Source organism: Pseudodonghicola xiamenensis DSM 18339, from assembly GCF_000429365.1.
GTDB lineage: Bacteria > Pseudomonadota > Alphaproteobacteria > Rhodobacterales > Rhodobacteraceae > Pseudodonghicola > Pseudodonghicola xiamenensis.
The window spans coordinates 61,195-78,795 of the sequence record NZ_AUBS01000014.1; the positions used below are offsets into that span (position 1 = coordinate 61,195).

Below are 17,601 nucleotides of genomic sequence, written 5' to 3' on the forward strand. Positions count from 1 at the left end.
CAGCCGGGGGCGGGATCAGAGCAGACTGTTAATGATCGCTCGCAGGGTGGCGATGCCATCGCCCTTTTCGGAAGAGGTCAGGACAATCTCGGGATAGGCGGCGGGGTGTTTCGCCAGCGCCCCGCGCACTTGGGCCAGCACCTTGTCGCGGTCCACAGCCTTGACCTTGTCGGCCTTGGTCAGCACGCATTGGAAAGTGACCGCCGAACTGTCGAGCAGCTTCATGATCTCGTCATCGACGGATTTGACCCCGTGGCGCGCGTCGATCAGCACGAAGGCGCGGCGCAGGGTCTGACGGCCGGAAAGATACTGTTTCAGAAGCTTTTGCCATTTCTCCACCACCTTGAGCGGCGCGTTGGCATAGCCATAGCCGGGCAGGTCGACCAGATAGAGGTCGGGACCCTGGGTGAAGAAGTTGATCTCTTGGGTGCGACCGGGGGTGTTCGACGCGCGCGCCAACCCCTTGGTGCCGGTCAGCGCGTTGATCAGGCTGGATTTACCGACGTTGGAGCGACCGGCAAAGCAGACCTCGACCCGGTCGGCGGGCGGCAGGCCGGACATGGCGACCACGCCCTTGACGAATTCCGACGGGCCGGCGAACAGCAGCCTGCCGTTTTCGGCGGTCTGGGCATCGGGCTCTTCAGCTTGGGGAAAGGGCAGTTGCATCAATCCAGAACCTCGATTGTAGAGCCTTCGCTCAGGCGACCGCCGCGGGTCACCCGGGCGTAGACGCCGCAGATTTGATGACCCCAGCCGGATTTCAGCGCACCGAGCGTGTCGGCATCGCGCTCTCCGGTCTCGGGATTGGCAGTGGTGGCCATGCAGCGCACGATCGGCTCGACCACTTCCAGTTCGACCTCACCCAGACGCAGGGTCTTGCCGGGCCAATCCATCTCGGCCCAGGGGGCCAGGCCGTCGATCAGCAGGTTGCCGCGCCACCTGAGCGGCGACAGCACCTGACCCAACTCCGCTTCGACGGCGGCATGGCTGGCCAGGTTGATCAACGAGACCGAGGCGAAATCGGTGTCCGTCATCGCCTGATCCGGTGCGCGCACCAGCCGGGCCGGTTGTGGACGGCCGGGGTTGGTGATGGGGCCGGCCCAGGCGATGAAGCGCTTGGCATCCTCCGCGTCGGTCGGGTCTATGGTGATGTCGGGCCGGGCCGGGTGGGTCAGGCTGATCCGGCCGGCGGCCTCATCCACCTGCGCTTCGATTGCCATCAGCGACGGCGATCCGGCGGCCCGGGTGAAGTTGCGGCAATGCGCCCAGGCGGGCGCGGCCTCGTCAAAGCGCGCCGCCTCATGTGCCACCGCCCAGGCCCTGTCCCAGGGCAGGGCGGCGCCTGCGGTCAGATCGACCTGCGCCAGCCGCTCCCGCCCGTGGGCCTTGATCGGATGGCGCCAGATTTCCCTGACCGCTGCCGTCACTTCTTGTCCTCGGGCGGAGCCTTCTTGAAGGTCTGTTTGATGTTGCCGAAGACGTCGGGCTTATAGCCCTGCATCCGCATGATCAGATACTGCTGGGTGAAGGTGATCGTGTTGTTGGTGATCCAGTAGACCACCAGACCGCTGGCGAAGCCGCCCAGCATGAACATGAAGACCCAGGGCATCCAGGCAAAGATCATTTTTTGCGTCGGATCGGTCGGCGCCGGGTTCAGCTTTTGCTGCAGGAACATCGAAATCCCCAGCAGCAGCGGCAGGATGCCGATCAGAACCGTCGCCATCAGGCTGCCCGCCTCGGGACCAGGCCAGGGGGCCCAGCCGAAGAAGTTCATGATCGAGGTCGGATCGGGGGCGCTCAGGTCCTGGAACGGGCCGAACCAGGCGGCGTGGCGCAGTTCCATCGTGACCGAGATCACCTTGTAGAGTGAGAAGAAGATCGGGATCTGCAGCAGGATCGGCAGACAGCCGGCGGCGGGGTTCACCTTCTCCTTCTTGTAAAGCTCCATCATGCCCTGCTGCAGCTTCTGGCGGTCGTCGCCGGCAGCCTCTTTCAGTGCTTCCATCTGCGGCTGCAGTTCCTTCATCTTCGCCATCGAGACGTAGGATTTGAACGCCAGCGGGAACAGGATCGCCTTCAGGATCAGGGTCAGGGCGATGATCGACCAGCCCATGTTGCCGATCAGGGTGTGAATGTTGTGCAGCAGCCAGAAAATCGGCTTGGTCAGGAAGAAGAACCAGCCCCAGTCGATCGAATCGATGAACCGGTCGATCCCCGACCGCTCATAGGCGCGGATGGTTTCCCACTTCTTGGCGCCGGCGAACAGCCGCGTGGTGACCGAGGCGGTTTGCCCATCGCCAAGCGTTTCGGTCGGCAGCACCGCTTCGGTCTGATAGATGTCGCGGCGGTCGTCGTATTTCGCCACCTGCTTGAAGGCGCTGCCCGGCGAGGGGATCAGCGTGGTCATCCAATAGTGGTCGGTGAAACCGATCCAGCCGTTTTCCTGCACCTGCTGAACTTCGGCCCGGGCGCCTTCGCGCTCCTGATAGTCGAAGTCCTTCATCTTCTTGTATTTGGTTTCGGTCAGCGTGCCGTCGGCCATTTCGATCACGCCCTCATGCACGACCGAAAAGCCTTTCGGGCCAACCGGCAGGCCATGACGGGCCAGCACCCCATAGGGGGCCAGGCCGACGGTGGAGCCGCTGGCGTTCTCGACCGACTGGGTGACGGTGAACATGTAATTGTTGTCCACCGAAATTTCGCGCTTGAATGTCAGGCCCTTGCCGTTCTGCCAACCCAGCGTCACCGGAGAGCCGACGCTCAGCGTATCGCCGGACAGAAGGGACCAGCGGGTATTCGGCCCCGGCACGTCGTCCAGCGCCAGCCCGGCCCCCGGGGCCCAGCCGTAAAGCGCGTAATAGGCGTCCGAGGCGCCGACGGGGTGCAGCATCTGAACGATAGGAGAGGTCGGATCGACCGTCTCGTGGTAATCTTTCAGCGCCAGTTCATCCATTCGCCCGCCGAGCAGAGAGATGCTGCCCGACAGCCGCGGGGTGTCGATCCGGATGCGAGGCGCATCGGCGACAGCGGCCTCGGGCGAGGCCGAGGTTTCGGCGGCCGCGGAGGCCGGAGCGCTCGGTGCCGCAGAGGGCAGGCTGTTGCTGCTGCCGGTCTCGGTCTGGGCGACCTGCGGCGCATTGGGATCCGCTGCCTGTTCCTCTGGCGGGAAAAAGAAGAACCACCCTAGGATCACCAGAAAGCTAAGCGCCGTTGCGAGGATAAGGTTCTTGTTCTGATCGTCCATCGGGGACTGCCACCTTGTGCTGCCTATGCTATGACAGGGTGGGTTCAACAGAGTAGCGCCCCAAAGGTCAAGCAATTTCCGGGGCGCTGTCGATGCCGCCCCCGGGCGACCGGGGCGGATCAACCGGTTTCGCGGCCGATCCGGGGGGCATCGCGCAGTTTTGCGCGATGGCTGGCGATCCAGTCCAGCGTCTGTTCGAAGGGCATCGGCCGACCGATGCCAAAGCCCTGCACATGATCACAGCCAAGCTGCGCCAGCAGCGCATGCTCCCCGACCGTCTCCACCCCTTCGGCAAGGGTTTCGATCTCCAGCCGTTCCGCCATAGTCAGGATCGCGGTGATGATGCGCTGCTGTTCCGGATCGCGATCCGCCTTCATCACGAAGGAGCGGTCGATCTTGATCCGCGACACCGCAAAGCGCCGGATCGAGGAGAAAGAGGCATGCCCGGTGCCGAAATCGTCCAGGTCGATGCTGCAGCCCAGCTTGGCGAGGCCCGCGATATTATGGGCGATGGTATCATCCGGATCGGTGCTGACCACCGATTCCAGGATCTCCACTGCCAGCCGGTCCGGCGTCAGGTCAAAGCGGTCCAGCTCCCAGCGGATGCGGTCGACCAGCCCGGGGTTGCGCAGCTCCTCGGGGGAGAAGTTCACGCCGACTCGGGGCACATCGACGCCGGCGCTGTCCCAGGCCTTAAGGGCGGTCAGCGCGTGATAGAGTATCACCTGCCCCAATCGCTCCATCAGGCCGGCCTCTTCCAGCGCAGGCAGGAAATTGTCCGGCGGCAGCATGCCGTGAACCGGGTGGATCCAGCGGGCCAGCGCCTCGAACCCGGTGATCTGCCCGGTATCGGTGGAAATCTGCGGCTGATACCAGGGTTGGATCTGGCCGTTTTCCAGCGCGAAGGCGGCTTCTTCACGCAGATCGTTGCGCGCCTGCGACCGGCGGTGTGTGTCGCTGGTATAGACCCGGATGCCCGAGGGACCGTTGCGTTGCGCTTCGGTCAGCGCCTCGCCCGCGGCGGAAAGCCAGCCAGCCGGATCGTTGCCCGGCGCGCGGCGGCGCATGCACAGGCCGACCGAGGCGGTCATGTAGACAGTGCTTGCATCAAGCGCGATGGGATCCTCCACGGCGCTTTGCATCCGGCCGGCAAGTTGGATGCAAAGTTCCAGATCCAGCATGCGCACCGGTGTGAGGCAAACGGCAAACCGGCTGTCTCCGATCCGCGCCACCACATCGTCGTTGCGCAGTGCTGCGCTGATGCGTTCGCCGGTGCTCTGCGCCACAAGATCGGCGGCGGCCATGCCGTGGCGTTCGGTCAGTTCCTTGTAATCGTCCAGCTCCAGAACGAAACAGGCGGACCTGAGCCCGGACCGCTTGGTATCCGCATAAACCCGGGCGAGCGCGGCTTCGAACCCTTCGCGCAGCAGCAGCCCCGTCACCCCGTCGCGTGGCGTCGCCGGGGTGCGGGCGCGGTCGTCGAAGGCGCCCACGAAGGCGAAGAGCAACGGAAGCCCGAGCGAGACGATGACCAGGGCCGCCTCTCCCCACAGCCAGAACACGCCAAGGGTGAGCGCGGGCAGGAAGGCCAGGATCGGCGGCCCCATCAGGACCGGCAGGATCCTGTTGCGCAGCCGGGTCAGCGGGCTGGATTTGGGCAGTTGCATCACGGGGCCTTTCACCTTTTGCGTCAGTTCGCACAAGATGACCGTAACCCGATGTTCTGACTGGGATGTTAACGCAGTCGAGGAATCTTGTCGTCGCTGTCGTTTCCCGGATCGCCCATCCCGCGCATCAGCCCGGCGAAGTCGAACAGCTTGGGATCCAGCATGTGCGAGGGGCGGATATTGGTCAGCGCCCGGAACATCACCTGCCGGCGACCGGGAGAGTTTTTCTCCCATCCATCAAGGATTTGCTTGACCTGCTGGCGTTGCAGGCCGTCTTGCGATCCGCATAGGTCGCAAGGGATGATGGGATAGTTCATCGCCCGGGCGAATTTCTCGCAATCCTCCTCGGCGACATGGGCGAGCGGGCGGTAGACGAACAGATCGCCCTCTTCGTTAACCAGTTTCGGTGGCATGGTCGCCAGCCGGCCGCCATGGAAGAGATTCATGAAAAAGGTTTCCAGGATGTCGTCCCGATGGTGCCCCAGAACCACCGCCGAACAGCCCTCCTCACGGGCGATTCGGTACAGGTTTCCTCGTCTCAGGCGGGAACAGAGCGCGCAATAGGTCCGCCCGGCCGGCACCTTGTCCATCACCACCGAATAGGTGTCCTGATATTCGATCCGGTGCGGTACGCCCATGCGCTCAAGAAACTCCGGCAGCACGGTGGCGGGAAAGCCCGGTTGGCCCTGATCCAGGTTGCAGGCCAAGATGTCGACCGGCAGCAAGCCGCGCCACTTCAGCTCATGGAGCACGGCAAGCAGGGTATAGCTATCCTTGCCGCCCGACAGGCAGACCAGCCAGCGCGTCGGCTTGGCATCCTTATCATGGGCGCCGGGCTCGATCATCCCATAGTGTTCGATCGCTTCGCGCGTCGCCCGCACGATGCGCTTGCGTAGCTTCTTGAACTCGGTGGTCGAGGGCGCACCGTGGAACAGCGGATGGATATCGTCGGACTCGTCAAGCATGGGCCGGCTTTAGTTGAAACCAGCGCTTCGGGCAAGCGGTGGCAATGCGCAGGAACCGGGTCGCCGAAGCGAACCGGGGCAGGCGATGAAAGGGGTGTTGCAGCCAAAGGAATCCGCCATGCCCGATCTGACCCTGCCGTTGCTCGCCTTCCTGTTCCCGCTGGCCTACAGCCCGGGGCCGGGGAACATGATCTTCGCCGCCACCGGCGCACGCTTCGGTCTGGCTGCAACGCTACCGGCGAGCCTCGGCTATCACCTCGCCACCTGGATCGTCACCGCCGCCCTGGGCTTCGGTTTCGCCACGGCACTGGCGCAGGCGCCGCTCATGTACTCCCTGCTGAAATGGGCCGGCGCCGGCTATGTCCTTTGGCTGGCGTTCGGCATCTGGCGGGCCGGAGCGGTGGCCCAGGGGGCCCAGGCCCGGCCAATGGGCGCGCGCGATGGCGCGGTGCTCCTGCTCTTGAACCCCAAGGCCTATGTGATCATCGTGTTGATGTTCAGTCAATTCCTCGGGCCGATGAGCCAGGCCGCCGGCGTCCTCTGGATCACCACGGTTTTCACCCTGAAACGCGCTGGCCTTCGCGGTCTGGAGCCTGATCGGCGATCGGCTGGCGATCCGCTTCCGCGACCCGCATCAGGCCCGGCGGCTCAATCGCGCGCTGGGCGCGCTCCTCGCCGCGGTGGCGCTCTGGATGGCGCTGAGCTGAGGCAGAGCGCGCTGTCTTTGCCTTCTCTTCGTCCCAAATACGGCCGCCGGAGGCTCCCGCCCGCAGCAGGGGCACGCCATTGGACAGGCCGCCCGGCTGCGGCCCCAAGCCACTTTTTCAACCTGGCGCGGTCTCAGTCCTGCGATTGCCGCAGCCGTGCCGTTTCCTCCTCATCCAACCGCAGCGGATTGCCGGTCACCACCACGCCGAACAGCCGGGCCGCCTGTTTTGGGGTGTATTGCCCCATTTCGACGTCATGGCGCACCGCCTCGACCGCTCGCTGGAACGGATCGCCATAGCCGCCCCCGCCCGGGGTTCGGACGTGCACCCGGTCGCCGGCCCGCAGCGGGATGTCCTGATCCTTGGACAGATGCGGCGGGACATAGGCCTCGCCGCCGCGCCAGACGGTAACATGGTTGACCGCCCCGTCGCCGCCGCCAAGCGCCCCCTGCGGCCCGGTCCGGCCGTGATCCATGACGAAGCTCGCCCGCGCCTCGCCGCGCCGCAGCTCCACCTCGTAATCCAGGCCGAAGCCGCCGCGATGCAGCCCGGCACCGCCTGATCCCTCATGCAGCGCATAGCGGTGATAAAGCACCGGATAGGCCTGCTCCATGATCTCGATCGGCGGCGCCTTGGAGATGCCGATGGTGGAACAGCCGTTCGACAGCCCGTCATGATCGGCGTTGCCGCCGTAGCCGCCGCCGGAGATCTGATACATCACGTAATCCCGTCCCCGCGCCGGATCATGGCCGCCAAGGGCGAAATTGCCGCTGGTGCCTGCTGGCGCTGCCGTCACCCGGTCGGGCAGCGCGGTGACGAGCGCGGCAAAGACCGCCTCGGCGATCCGCTGCGACACCTCCGCCGCGCAGCCCGACACCGGGCGGGGGTATTGCGCATCGAGGAAGGTGCCCTCGATCCCCGTCACCTCCAGCGGTTCAAACGCCCCGGCGCTCATCGGCACCTCGGGGAAGACATGGCGGATCGCCAGATAGACCGCGCTGAGCGTGGTAGCGCGGACCGAGTTCATCGGTCCGGCGCAGGGGGCGCTGGAGCCGGCGAAATCGAAGATCAACCGCTCGCCCTCCCTGGTCACTGCCAGTCGGATCGCCAGCGGCTCGTTCACCACCCCGTCGCTGTCGATCCAGGCGGTGGCCTGGTAGGTCCCTTCCGGAATATCTGCGATGAAGGCGCGCATCTGGGTGGCGGCGCGGCGGCGTAGTTCCTCGATCGCCTCGCTCACCGTGTCCTCGCCATAGCGGTCAAGGAGCGCGTTCAGCCGCTCCTCCCCCACCAGCAGGGCGGCGGCCTGCGCCTTGACGTCGCCGATCCGCTGGTCGGCGACGCGGATGTTGGAACAGATGATCGCATAGATCTCCTGATCGAGTTCACCCTGCTTGAACAGCCGCACCGGCGGCAGCCGCAGCCCCTCCTGTTCGACGGCGGTGGCAGAGGCGGAAAAGCCGCCGGGCACCGAGCCGCCGGTATCGGGCCAGTGGCCGGTATTCGACAGCCAGCAATAGAGCGCGCCACCCCGATAGAACGGCATGGCGAAGCGCACATCCATCAGATGGGTGCCGCCCAGATAGGGGTCGTTGACGATATAGATATCGCCGGGCGACGGCGCGGGGGTGACGCCGCGCCGGATGCGGTCGATCAGCTGCCGGGTCGAATCCTGCATGGTGCCGACGAAGACCGGCAACCCCTGCGCCCCCTGCGCGATCAGCGCGCCATCCTTGGCGGCATAGATGCCGTCCGAGCGGTCGTTGGCTTCGGCGATCACCGGCGAGAAGGCGGCGCGCGAGAAACTCAGGTCCATCTCGTCGCAGACCTGCTGCAGCCCGGCCTGGATGACCGAGAGGGTGACGGGATCGAGGCTCATTACTCCCCTCCGATTTCGACGATGATATTGCCGTCGGCGTCGCCGGTGGCGCGGTCGCCCGGGTCGATCAGCAGGGTGGTGTCCATCTGCTGGACGATGGCGGGGCCGGTGATCTCAAAGCCTTCGGGTAAATAATCGCGCCAATAGACGGGCGTGTCGTGCCAGCCGCCGCCGGCGTCCCTGTCGGCGAACCAGACCGGGCGGCGCGACATCTGGGCCTGATCCAGCGTCGCCTTGCGTTCGGCCGGGTCGATCAGGGACGAAAGGTCCAGTTCGGCGCGCGCCCCGATGACCGAACAATTGGCGTTCACCAGATTGGCGCGGATATCGTCCAGGACGACGCGGAAGCGTTTGTAATAGGCGGTCTCGAACAGCTCTTGCAGTGTCTCGACCGCCACCTCCGGGCGATCCAGCGGCACCCGCAGCAGATGGGTCTGGCCCTGGAACTGCATGTCGGCGCTGTAAAGCCGGCGAATGCCCCGGATTTCGATATTTTCCTTGCCGATCAGCGCCTCGCCCTCCGCCGTCTGGCGGGCGAAGACCTGCGCTAGGTGGCCGGGGTCGAGCGTGTCGAGCGGTCTGTTCACCGTGGTGACGAAGTCATGGCGCAGATCGGCGACCACGCAGCCCAAAGCGTTGGTGATGCCGGGGCGCGCGGGCACCAGCACGCGGGGGATCGACAATTCCCGCGCCAGCGCCGTGGCATGGAGCGGCCCGGCGCCGCCGAAGGCAAACAGCGCGAAATCGCGCGGATCGGCGCCGAGCGAGACGGAGACCATGCGGATGGCGCCGGCCATCTTGGTATTGGCGACCCGGATCACCGCGGCGGCGGCGCCGGTGGCGTCGAGCCCCAGCGGCGCGCCCAGATCGCGGGCGAAGATGTTGCGCACATGGTCGATGGAAATGCCGCCCTCCACCGCGTTCAGCCCGGCGGGATCCAGACGGCCCAGCAGCAGGTTGGCATCGGAGATCGTCGGCCTGTCGCCGCCGCGACCGTAGCAGATCGGCCCCGGCCGCGCGCCGGCACTTTCCGGTCCGACCTCCAGCAGCCCCGCCGGATTGACCCGCGCGATGGAGCCGCCGCCGGCGCCCACGGTGCGCACATCGACCATCGGCACATGGATCGGCATGGCATATTCGATCTCGATCTCGTTCGACACCGTGGGTTCCGCCCCCCGGATCAGCGCCACGTCGGTCGAGGTGCCGCCCATGTCATAGGTGATCAGGTTCTCATGCCCCGACCTCCGCCCGGTATAGGCCGCCGCCATCACGCCCGAGGCGGGGCCGGACATCACCGTCTTGGCGGCCTCCAGCGCCACGCGTCTGGCTGAAACCATGCCGCCGTTGCCGTTCATCACCAAGACCTCACCCCCATAGCCGCCTGCGGCAAGATGGTCGGTCAGCCGGCGGATGTAGCGGTCGAGCAAGGGCTGGACCGAGGCGTTGACGGCCGCTGTCACCCCGCGTTCGAACTCCCGGCTTTCTGACAGCAGGGCATGGCCCATGGTGATGTGATCGTTGGGCCAGATCTCGCGCAGGATGTCCGCCGCGTGCAGCTCGTGCGCCGGATTGGCATAGGCGTGGAGGAAATGGATCACCACCGCCTCGCAGCCCTGATCCAGCAGCGCCTGACCGGCGGCGCGCAGCCCGGCCTCGTCCAGCGGCACCAGGACGGCGCCTGTGGCATCCATCCGCTCCGCCACCTCAAGCCGCAGGTTGCGCGGGATCAGCGGCTTGAAATCGCCCTTCATCCCATAGGCCTGCGGCCGGGTACGGCGGCCCAGTTCCAGCACGTCGCGGAAGCCTTCGGTGGTGATCAGCCCGGTCTTCGACAGCTTGCGTTCCAGTACGGCGTTGGTGGTCGTGGTGGTGCCGTGCACGATCAGATCGAGCGCGGCCAGATCCGAGCCCGCTTCCTGCAAGGCTGTCAGCACCCCATGGGCCTGGTTCTCCAGCGTGCTCGCCACCTTGGCCAGCCGCACCCGGCCCGAGCCTGGATCAAGCTCGATCAGATCGGTGAAAGTGCCGCCGACATCGACGCCGACAACTGCGCCCGGGGTCTTCTCAGCCATGCCCATCCGCTCACACCATATATATTGTTCGTACACAAATGATCTGCGCAAGCGGGTCGCGCTGTCAACGGCGCTGGTCTCTTGATGTCGAACAAGGTGAGCATGCTGCCAAAAGGGGCGGCGGTTGCGGGAAAAGGATGCGGGGGCAGGATCGGACTTTCCCTATTGTTGGCCCCGGGTACACTCGCGCTCATGCGACAGATGCTTTCCCCGCGCCGGCTCGGCACCGCGATTCTCGCCCTGATCCTCGGAACCGGGGCGGCCCTGGCCCATGCCTCGGAACAGGGGCTGGTGCTGCTCTTGCCGACGGATGTCTATATCGCCTCGGGCGCGGCGGCGGTGGCGCTGACCGTCATGCTGATGGCGGTGTTGCCCGAGGGGATGCTGGGGGTCGTTTTCGCCCCCCTGCGGCTGATCGCGCTGCCGCGAAGTGCCGCACCGTTGGTCACCTCGACCCTCTCGGCGCTGGGCGTTCTGGCGCTGGTGGCAAGCGGCTTCGCCGGGCCGCGCGACCCGGTGGAGAATCCCCTGGTGCTGGCCATCTGGACGGTGTTCTGGATCTGCGTGGTGGTGTTTCAGGGGCTGCTCTTCGACATCTGGCGCTGGATCAATCCCTGGCGCGGGCCGCTGGCGCTGATCCGGCGGGTGACCGGGCTGCGGTCGCCGCTGCACTTGCCGGCCCGGCTGGGCTATGGGCCGGCGATCGTCACCTTTCTGGGCTTTGCCGGCTTCCTGATGGCCGATCCGGCCCCGGTCGATCCGGCGCGCCTGGGGTTGGTTACCGGTGCCTATTGGCTGCTGACGCTGATCGCCGGGCTGATCTTCGGGCCGCGCTGGATGATCAGGGGCGAGGGGCTTTCAGTGCTGATGCGCTGTTATCGCCAGATGTCGCTGCTGGCCCGTCGGGGTGGGCGGCTGGCGTTGGGGCTGTTCGGCTGGCAGCTCCTGAAGACCCGGGCGCCACGGGGCGGGCTCGCGATCTTCATGCTAGTGATTCTCGCCTGCGGCAGCTTCGACGGGGTGAACGAAACCTTCTGGTGGCTCGGGGTTCTGGGGATCAATCCGCTAGAGTTTCCGGGCCGCTCTGCCGTGGTCTGGCAGAATGTCGTCGGGCTGTTGACCGCAAACGTCCTGCTGGTGGCGATCTTCGCCGGGACGATCAAGGCAGGGCTGCTGCTGAACCGCTCCGACATGGCGTTGGGTGCGGCGATGCGGATCTTTGCCCCGACCCTGCTGCCGATCGCCTTGGGCTATCACATCGCGCATTACTACACCGCGCTGCTGGTCGATGGCCAATATGTGCTGGAGCTTCTGCGCGACTGGACCGGGGCGCTGAGCCATGGGTTGGTGCATGGGCTGAGCCACGATCATGCCGAGGGGCTGCAGCACCTGCACGTCACCACCGGTTTCTTCAACGCCACCGATACCATGCGGGCGATCTGGCTGACCCAGGCCGGTGCCGTGGTGCTGGGGCATGTGATCGCGGTGATGCTGGCGCATGCGCTGGCGCTGCGGGTGTTCGGCAGCAATCGCCGCGCTCTTCTCAGCCAAGCGCCGCTGGCGATCTTCATGGTCGGCTACACATTTTTTGGGCTTTGGTTGCTCGCATCGCCTCGTGGCGTATAGAAAACAAGCGAATCAACTGGACCGGTTACCAGTTTGTTTGCACACTAACAAGATCAGAAGCCGGGAAACGGACACGCATCTTTGACGCATGGGGGACATGCCATGACCATCAAGACCACGGGAACCACTCGGCGCGGCGCGCTGAAGACCTTGGCGGGCGGCGCGGCCGCGGCCACCAGCCTGCCGTTCTGGGCGCGCTATGCCCAGGCGCAGACCTCTGAACCGATCCGCATCGGTTTCCAGATGCACCGGACCGGGATCGGTGCCGCCTATGGCCGTTGGTATGGCCGCACCACCGAAGCCGCGACCCGGCTGATCAACGAGGCCGGTGGTATCAATGGCCGCCCGGTCGAGATCGTCATCGAGGATGACGGCACCGATCCCAAGCGTGGCGCCGAGGTGGTCGAGAAATTCGCCACCCAACTGAAATGCGATATCGGCTATGGTACGCTGTTTTCCCACGTGGTGGCCGGTTCCGCCCCCCGTGCGGGTGAGCTGAAGCTGCCCTATTTCATCGTCTCCGAAGGCCATCAGCTCGCCTCCGGTGGGTTGAATCGCTACACTATCCAGCCCGGCATCACCGACGTGAAAAGCCAGGTTCAGGCAATGGCACCCTTCGTGGCGGCGAATCTCGGCAAGAAGGTCACCATGATCTATCCCGATTATGCCTTCGGTCACGATCACCGCGATTTCTTTTCCGAGGCGATCGCGGCGCAGGGCGGCGAAGTGGTGGCCAAGCTGGCGATTCCGCCGACCGAGACCTCCTTCACCAAGTATTTCCCCAAGATCCCGCGTGAGACCGAAGTGATCTATCACGTTATGGTCGGCCCGGCCGTCCTGACCTTCGTCAAGGAGCTGGGCGAATTCTTCGGCCCCTCCCGTCCCGAGATGTTCGGCTTCATCGACAGTCTCGAGGCGGTCGATATCGCCAGCCCGGGGCTCGAATTCCTGGAAGGGTCGTATTTTTGGGAAGGCATGCCGCGCTATGCGCAGCCCGATCAGACCTCCTTCGACAAGTTCTATCGCGAACAGGTGGGGGTCGATGCCAATGGTGCCTCGGTCGCCGATCCCAAGGATGTTTCGACCTATGCCCACATGTTCGCCTGCTGGGAGACGCTTTATGTCATCAAGGCGGGGATGGAGGCTGCGGGCTATCAGTCGTTCAAGGATCGTCCGGCGTTGATCGAGGCGGTCGAGGCGATGACCGACATGGCGCAGTCCAACGAACACCCGCAGGGGCCGAAGCGGTTCAATGGCAAGACCCACCAGGTCTTTGGCCAGCAGTACATCAGCCAGGTGACCGACGGGAAGCTGCTGGTGAAACACACCACCTCGCTTGAGGATGGGTTCTATCCGGACGAGACCGACTATACCAAGATGCCGTTCTGATGGAGGTTCTGAGCCTTGCGCATCTGGCCTTCTTCGTGCCGGCGGCTGTTCTGGTCGCCGCCACGCCGGGGGCCAATAACATGCTGTCGCTGGTAAATGGCATCCGCGTCGGGACCGGTCGCACGTTGCTGAGCCTGTTTGGCCGCATGGCCGCCTTCGCCCTTTTGTTGGCGGGGGTGTCGCTGGGGCTTGGAACCCTGTTCGAAACCTCGGCGCTGATCTTCGGCGTCGTGAAATGGGCCGGTGTCGCCTATCTGGCGTGGATGGCGATCGGCATGATCCGGCGCGGGTCGCTGGGTCTGGTCGAGGCGCAGCCGGCAGCGCCGCGCAGCACCGCGCGCATGGCCCAGCATGAATTCCTGGTCGCCATCGGCAATCCCAAGGCGATCCTGTTGTTCACTGCCTTCCTACCGCAATTCGTGCTGTCGGGCGCGGATTTCGCCGCCCAGCTCTGGGCGCTGGGGCTGGTCTATCTGACGATAGAATTCACCGTGGCGAGCCTTTATGCCGCCACCGGCGCCCGCATGGGCCGGATCGTGACCACGCCGGGGCGCGAGACTTTGGCCGCACGGATCAGCGGCGCCATCCTTCTGGCGATGGCGGGGCTTCTGGCGACGGCACGGCGGAGCAGTTAGCAGGCAAGAACGCAATGGATTTCGGACCCTACCTTATGCTCGCTTCGCTCGAGGGCGCGGTGATGGCCGCCGTTCTGGCGCTGACCGCCGTGGGGCTGAGCCTTGTCTTCGGTGTCATGCGGGTGGTCAACGTGGCGCATGGCGAATTCTTCATGCTGGGCGCGGTGCTGGCCTGGTGGATCGCCAGCCATGTCGGCGGGCCGCCGGCGTTGGGCTTTGTCGCCGCGCTGATCCTGGCGCCGCTCGCTGTCGGGGCGCTGGCGGCGCTGGCCGATATCACCATCCTGCGGCGGGTCGATTACGATCCGGAGCGTACCATCGTGGCGACCATCGGCATTCTCTATATCCTGCAGCAGGTCACCCTGATGACCTATGGTCCCGAGGCGCGCCCGGTCGAGCCGCCCTTCAACAGTCGTCTGGCGTTGCCCTGGCTCGAATGGGGCGACACGGGGCTGCAGATGTACTGGCCCTGGGGGTTGAGCACGACCAGCTACAAGCTTTTCGTGATCGTTGCCGCCGTGGTGGTGCTGCTGGGGGTCTGGGCGCTGATGTCGCGCACCCGGATCGGCCTGCTGATGCGGGCAACCCAGCTTGATCGCGACATGGCGCTGGCCTTCGGCATCCCGGTCGAGCGGGTCTATGCCACGGTCTTTGGTCTGGGCGGGGCTTTGGCCGCGCTGGGGGCGGTGCTGATCGTGCCGATCCAGCAGGCGCATTACCTGATGGGGGGCGATCCGCTGCTATTGTCCTTCATCGTGGTGATCATCGGCGGCCTGGGCAGCCTGCCCGGCACCGTGGTGGCCGCCATCCTGATCGGTCTCAGCGACGGTATCATCTCGGTCTTCTTCTCGCCGATGCTGGCCAAGATCTTCGCCACGCTGCTGGTGGCGCTGGTGCTGGTGTTCCGCCCGCAGGGCCTGTTCGGAGTGAAGCCACGATGAGCGACAGCACCAAGACGGTGATCCTGCACGGCGGGCTTCTGGCCCTTTTGTTCCTGCTGCAGTTCCTGCTGCCGGCCTATCACCACGGCAACCTGGCCCGCATCATGGTGCTGGCGACCTTCGCCATGGGGTACAACGTGATGTTCGGCTATACCGGGCTTCTGAGCCTCGGGCACGCGCTGTTCTTCGCCGCCGGCATGTATGGCATGGGGCTGGCGATGCAATACGCCGGCGCCGGCCCGGTGCTGGCGATGAGTGCGGGGCTGGTCGCCTCGATCGTGGTGGCGCTGGTGGTGGGGCTCTTGGCGCTGCGCACCGCCGGGGTCGGCTTCATGATCGTGACGCTGATGTTCGCCCAGGCGGGCTATCTGATCATCCTCTACTATGGGGCCTGGACCCGTGGGGACGAGGGGCTGGTGATGCCGCAGGCGCTCAGGATGCTGGGGGCAATCGACTTCTCCCAGCCGGGGCCTCGGTATTTCGCCGCCCTCGGTCTTTTCGCCACGGGCTTCCTGCTGACGCTCTGGATGATGCGCTCCCCCTTCGGCAAGGTGCTGATCGCCATCCGCGAGAACGAGGAGCGCGCGCGGATGCTGGGCTATGACGTCTTTCGCTACAAGCTGGCGGCGGTGGTGATCTCGGGCACGCTCTGCGGGTTGGCGGGCGCCGCCTATGGCCTCCTGTTCGGCTATGTCGGGGCGACCTTCGCCTCGGTGCAATATTCGATCTTTCCGCTGTTGTGGGTGCTGCTCGGCGGGGCCGGCACGGTGATCGGGCCGCTGATCGGCACGCTCTTCATGTTCTACCTGATCGACCTCTCCAGCGCAGTGACCAGCGCCTATATGCTGGTCGCGGGGGTGGTGCTGGTGCTGCTCACCCTCTTCGCGCCACAAGGCCTGGCGGGTGAGCTGCGGGCAAGGGTCTGGAGGGGGCTGCCATGAGCCTTCTGTCCACCCGTGGCCTGTCGCGCAGCTTTGCCGGCCTGCGCGCGGTGCATGAGGTCGATTTCGACCTGCCCAAAGGCGAAGTCCGCGCTCTGATCGGCCCCAATGGCGCCGGCAAGACCACTTTCGTCAGCCTGCTCTGCGGTCGCATCCTGCCGACCTCGGGCCAGGTCTTCTTCGATGGGCGCGACATCTCCGCCCTGCCGGCGCACCGTCGGATCGGGCTGGGGATGGCCTATACCTTCCAGATCACCTCGGTCTTCTCGCGGCTCAGCGCCTATGAGAACGTGGCGCTGGCCGCCCGCCGGCGGGTGCATGGCCGGGCCGAGGTCGACCGCGTGGTGATGCGGGCGCTGGAACAGGCCGGGCTGCACGACCGCCCCGATCAGCCCGCCGGCGATCTGAGCTATGGCCACCAGCGGCTCTTGGAGATCGCCATGGGGCTGGCACAGGCGCCGCGCCTGCTGATCCTCGATGAGCCGACGCAGGGCCTGTCGGATGGCGAGGTCGCCGCCTTCAAGGCGCTGATCCGGGGCCTGAAGGACAGCACCACCATCCTGCTGATCGAACACAACATGAGCGTGGTGATGGAGACCGCCGACCGGGTGACCGTGCTGAACTTCGGTGAAATCCTGGCCGAGGGCACCCCGGCCGAGATTCATGCCAATGCGCAGGTGCAGGCCGCCTATCTGGGGACCGGATGATGCTGGAGCTCAACAAGATCAACGCCGGATACGGCCGCGCCCAGATCCTGCGCGACCTGAGCCTGACCGTCAGCCCGGGTGAAATCCTCTGCCTCTTGGGTCGCAACGGCGCCGGCAAGACCACCACGATGCAGGCGATCATGGGGCTGTTGCCCTTGATGTCCGGCGCCGTGCGACTGGAGGGGGAGGAGATCAGCAAGCCGGCCGCCCATAAGATCGCCGGGCGCGGCATCGGCTATATCCCGCAAGGCCGCCGGCTTTTCGGTGAGCTGACAGTGGCGCAGAACCTCGAGATCGGGCTGCGCGCCGGCCGTTCCGGGCCGGAGGTTCTGGAGGATGCGCTAGAGCTCTTTCCCCGCCTGCGGGAGCGGCTGACGCAACGGGCGCAGACGCTTTCGGGGGGCGAACAGCAGATGCTCGCCACCGCCCGCGCGCTCTGTCTCAGGCCGCGCATCCTGCTGCTGGACGAGCCGACCGAAGGGCTGCAACCCTCGATGATCGCGGCGATCCGCGATGTCATCACGGTGATGCGCGATCGTGGCGTCGGCATCCTGCTGGTCGAACAACGGGTCGATGCGGTGCTCTCGGTCGCCGATCGGGTCGCCTTCATCGAGAACGGCCGCAATCTGGAAACGCTCGAGGCCGAGGCACTGCGGCGCGATCCCGGGCTGATCGCGAAACATCTGGGCGTCTGAGCCCGGCCCGCTCGGGGTCGGGGGCTCTGCCCCCCGGCCTGCGGCCGCCCCCCGCCGTATTTGTCACGAAGAGAAACAGGCGAGCGCCGCGCTCTGGCGCTTCTTCTCGGCCCAAATACGGCCGCCGGAGGCA

At 65.6% G+C, this 17,601-nt stretch carries 14 protein-coding genes and 1 pseudogene; 8 read left to right on the plus strand and 7 right to left on the minus strand.

From position 1 onward, the window contains the following. Window positions 1-15: 15 nt before the first annotated feature. From yihA to ttcA, 5 genes are all read right to left on the minus strand, one after another. Window positions 16-666: a ribosome biogenesis GTP-binding protein YihA/YsxC gene (gene yihA, locus G455_RS0113065; protein ID WP_028094115.1), complete on the minus strand. Its 651-nt coding sequence runs from the start codon at window positions 664-666 to the stop codon at window positions 16-18. After that, window positions 666-1,427 carry an MOSC domain-containing protein gene (locus G455_RS0113070; protein ID WP_028094116.1) on the minus strand — a complete coding sequence of 254 codons (762 nt, stop codon included), beginning with the start codon at window positions 1,425-1,427 and terminating at the stop codon, window positions 666-668. Before G455_RS0113070 ends, yihA begins: the two co-directional genes overlap by 1 nt. Then, on the minus strand, window positions 1,424-3,244 hold the full coding sequence (gene yidC / locus G455_RS0113075) for a membrane protein insertase YidC (protein ID WP_028094117.1): 1,821 nt from the start codon (window positions 3,242-3,244) through the stop codon (window positions 1,424-1,426). The genes G455_RS0113070 and yidC overlap by 4 nt, the downstream gene beginning before the upstream one ends. A 119-nt stretch (window positions 3,245-3,363) precedes the next feature. Further along, window positions 3,364-4,911 carry a putative bifunctional diguanylate cyclase/phosphodiesterase gene (locus tag G455_RS0113080; RefSeq protein WP_028094118.1) on the minus strand — a complete coding sequence of 516 codons (1,548 nt, stop codon included), beginning with the start codon at window positions 4,909-4,911 and terminating at the stop codon, window positions 3,364-3,366. A gap of 68 nt (window positions 4,912-4,979) precedes the next feature. Beyond that, window positions 4,980-5,876, minus strand: a complete 897-nt coding sequence (ttcA, locus tag G455_RS0113085) for a tRNA 2-thiocytidine(32) synthetase TtcA (RefSeq protein ID WP_028094119.1) — start codon at window positions 5,874-5,876, stop codon at window positions 4,980-4,982. Window positions 5,877-6,063: 187 nt separating this feature from the next. Between ttcA and G455_RS27185 the strand changes: the two are divergent. Then, a pseudogene (locus G455_RS27185) lies at window positions 6,064-6,378 on the plus strand (LysE family transporter); the annotation flags it as partial. 338 nt (window positions 6,379-6,716) lie between these two features. On the opposite strand, the gene G455_RS0113095 reads toward G455_RS27185, so the two are convergent. Both G455_RS0113095 and G455_RS0113100 read right to left on the minus strand, forming a co-directional pair. Beyond that, window positions 6,717-8,462 carry a hydantoinase B/oxoprolinase family protein gene (locus G455_RS0113095; RefSeq protein ID WP_028094121.1) on the minus strand — a complete coding sequence of 582 codons (1,746 nt, stop codon included), beginning with the start codon at window positions 8,460-8,462 and terminating at the stop codon, window positions 6,717-6,719. Beyond that, the gene (locus G455_RS0113100; protein WP_035366727.1) at window positions 8,462-10,534 is read right to left on the minus strand and encodes a hydantoinase/oxoprolinase family protein; all 2,073 of its coding nucleotides are present in this window, start codon (window positions 10,532-10,534) and stop codon (window positions 8,462-8,464) included. The genes G455_RS0113095 and G455_RS0113100 overlap by 1 nt, the downstream gene beginning before the upstream one ends. 192 nt (window positions 10,535-10,726) lie before the next feature. Here G455_RS0113100 and G455_RS0113105 point away from each other — a divergent pair, with 192 nt between their 5' ends. The 7 genes from G455_RS0113105 (at window position 10,727) to G455_RS0113135 (ending at window position 17,468) form a co-directional block, all read left to right on the plus strand. Continuing rightward, window positions 10,727-12,160 carry a hypothetical protein gene (locus G455_RS0113105; RefSeq protein WP_028094123.1) on the plus strand — a complete coding sequence of 478 codons (1,434 nt, stop codon included), beginning with the start codon at window positions 10,727-10,729 and terminating at the stop codon, window positions 12,158-12,160. 102 nt (window positions 12,161-12,262) lie between these two features. Then, on the plus strand, window positions 12,263-13,549 hold the full coding sequence (locus G455_RS0113110; RefSeq protein ID WP_028094124.1) for an ABC transporter substrate-binding protein: 1,287 nt from the start codon (window positions 12,263-12,265) through the stop codon (window positions 13,547-13,549). Then, window positions 13,549-14,184: a LysE family translocator gene (locus tag G455_RS0113115; protein ID WP_051312473.1), complete on the plus strand. Its 636-nt coding sequence runs from the start codon at window positions 13,549-13,551 to the stop codon at window positions 14,182-14,184. Before G455_RS0113110 ends, G455_RS0113115 begins: the two co-directional genes overlap by 1 nt. A gap of 14 nt (window positions 14,185-14,198) precedes the next feature. After that, the gene (locus G455_RS0113120) at window positions 14,199-15,125 is read left to right on the plus strand and encodes a branched-chain amino acid ABC transporter permease (RefSeq protein ID WP_028094126.1); all 927 of its coding nucleotides are present in this window, start codon (window positions 14,199-14,201) and stop codon (window positions 15,123-15,125) included. After that, window positions 15,122-16,066 carry a branched-chain amino acid ABC transporter permease gene (locus G455_RS0113125; RefSeq protein ID WP_028094127.1) on the plus strand — a complete coding sequence of 315 codons (945 nt, stop codon included), beginning with the start codon at window positions 15,122-15,124 and terminating at the stop codon, window positions 16,064-16,066. Before G455_RS0113120 ends, G455_RS0113125 begins: the two co-directional genes overlap by 4 nt. Beyond that, on the plus strand, window positions 16,063-16,773 hold the full coding sequence (locus G455_RS0113130; protein WP_035366731.1) for an ABC transporter ATP-binding protein: 711 nt from the start codon (window positions 16,063-16,065) through the stop codon (window positions 16,771-16,773). Before G455_RS0113125 ends, G455_RS0113130 begins: the two co-directional genes overlap by 4 nt. After that, entirely contained in the window at window positions 16,773-17,468 is a 696-nt protein-coding gene (locus G455_RS0113135) for an ABC transporter ATP-binding protein (protein ID WP_028094129.1), read from the plus strand. Before G455_RS0113130 ends, G455_RS0113135 begins: the two co-directional genes overlap by 1 nt. Window positions 17,469-17,601: the final 133 nt, after the last annotated feature.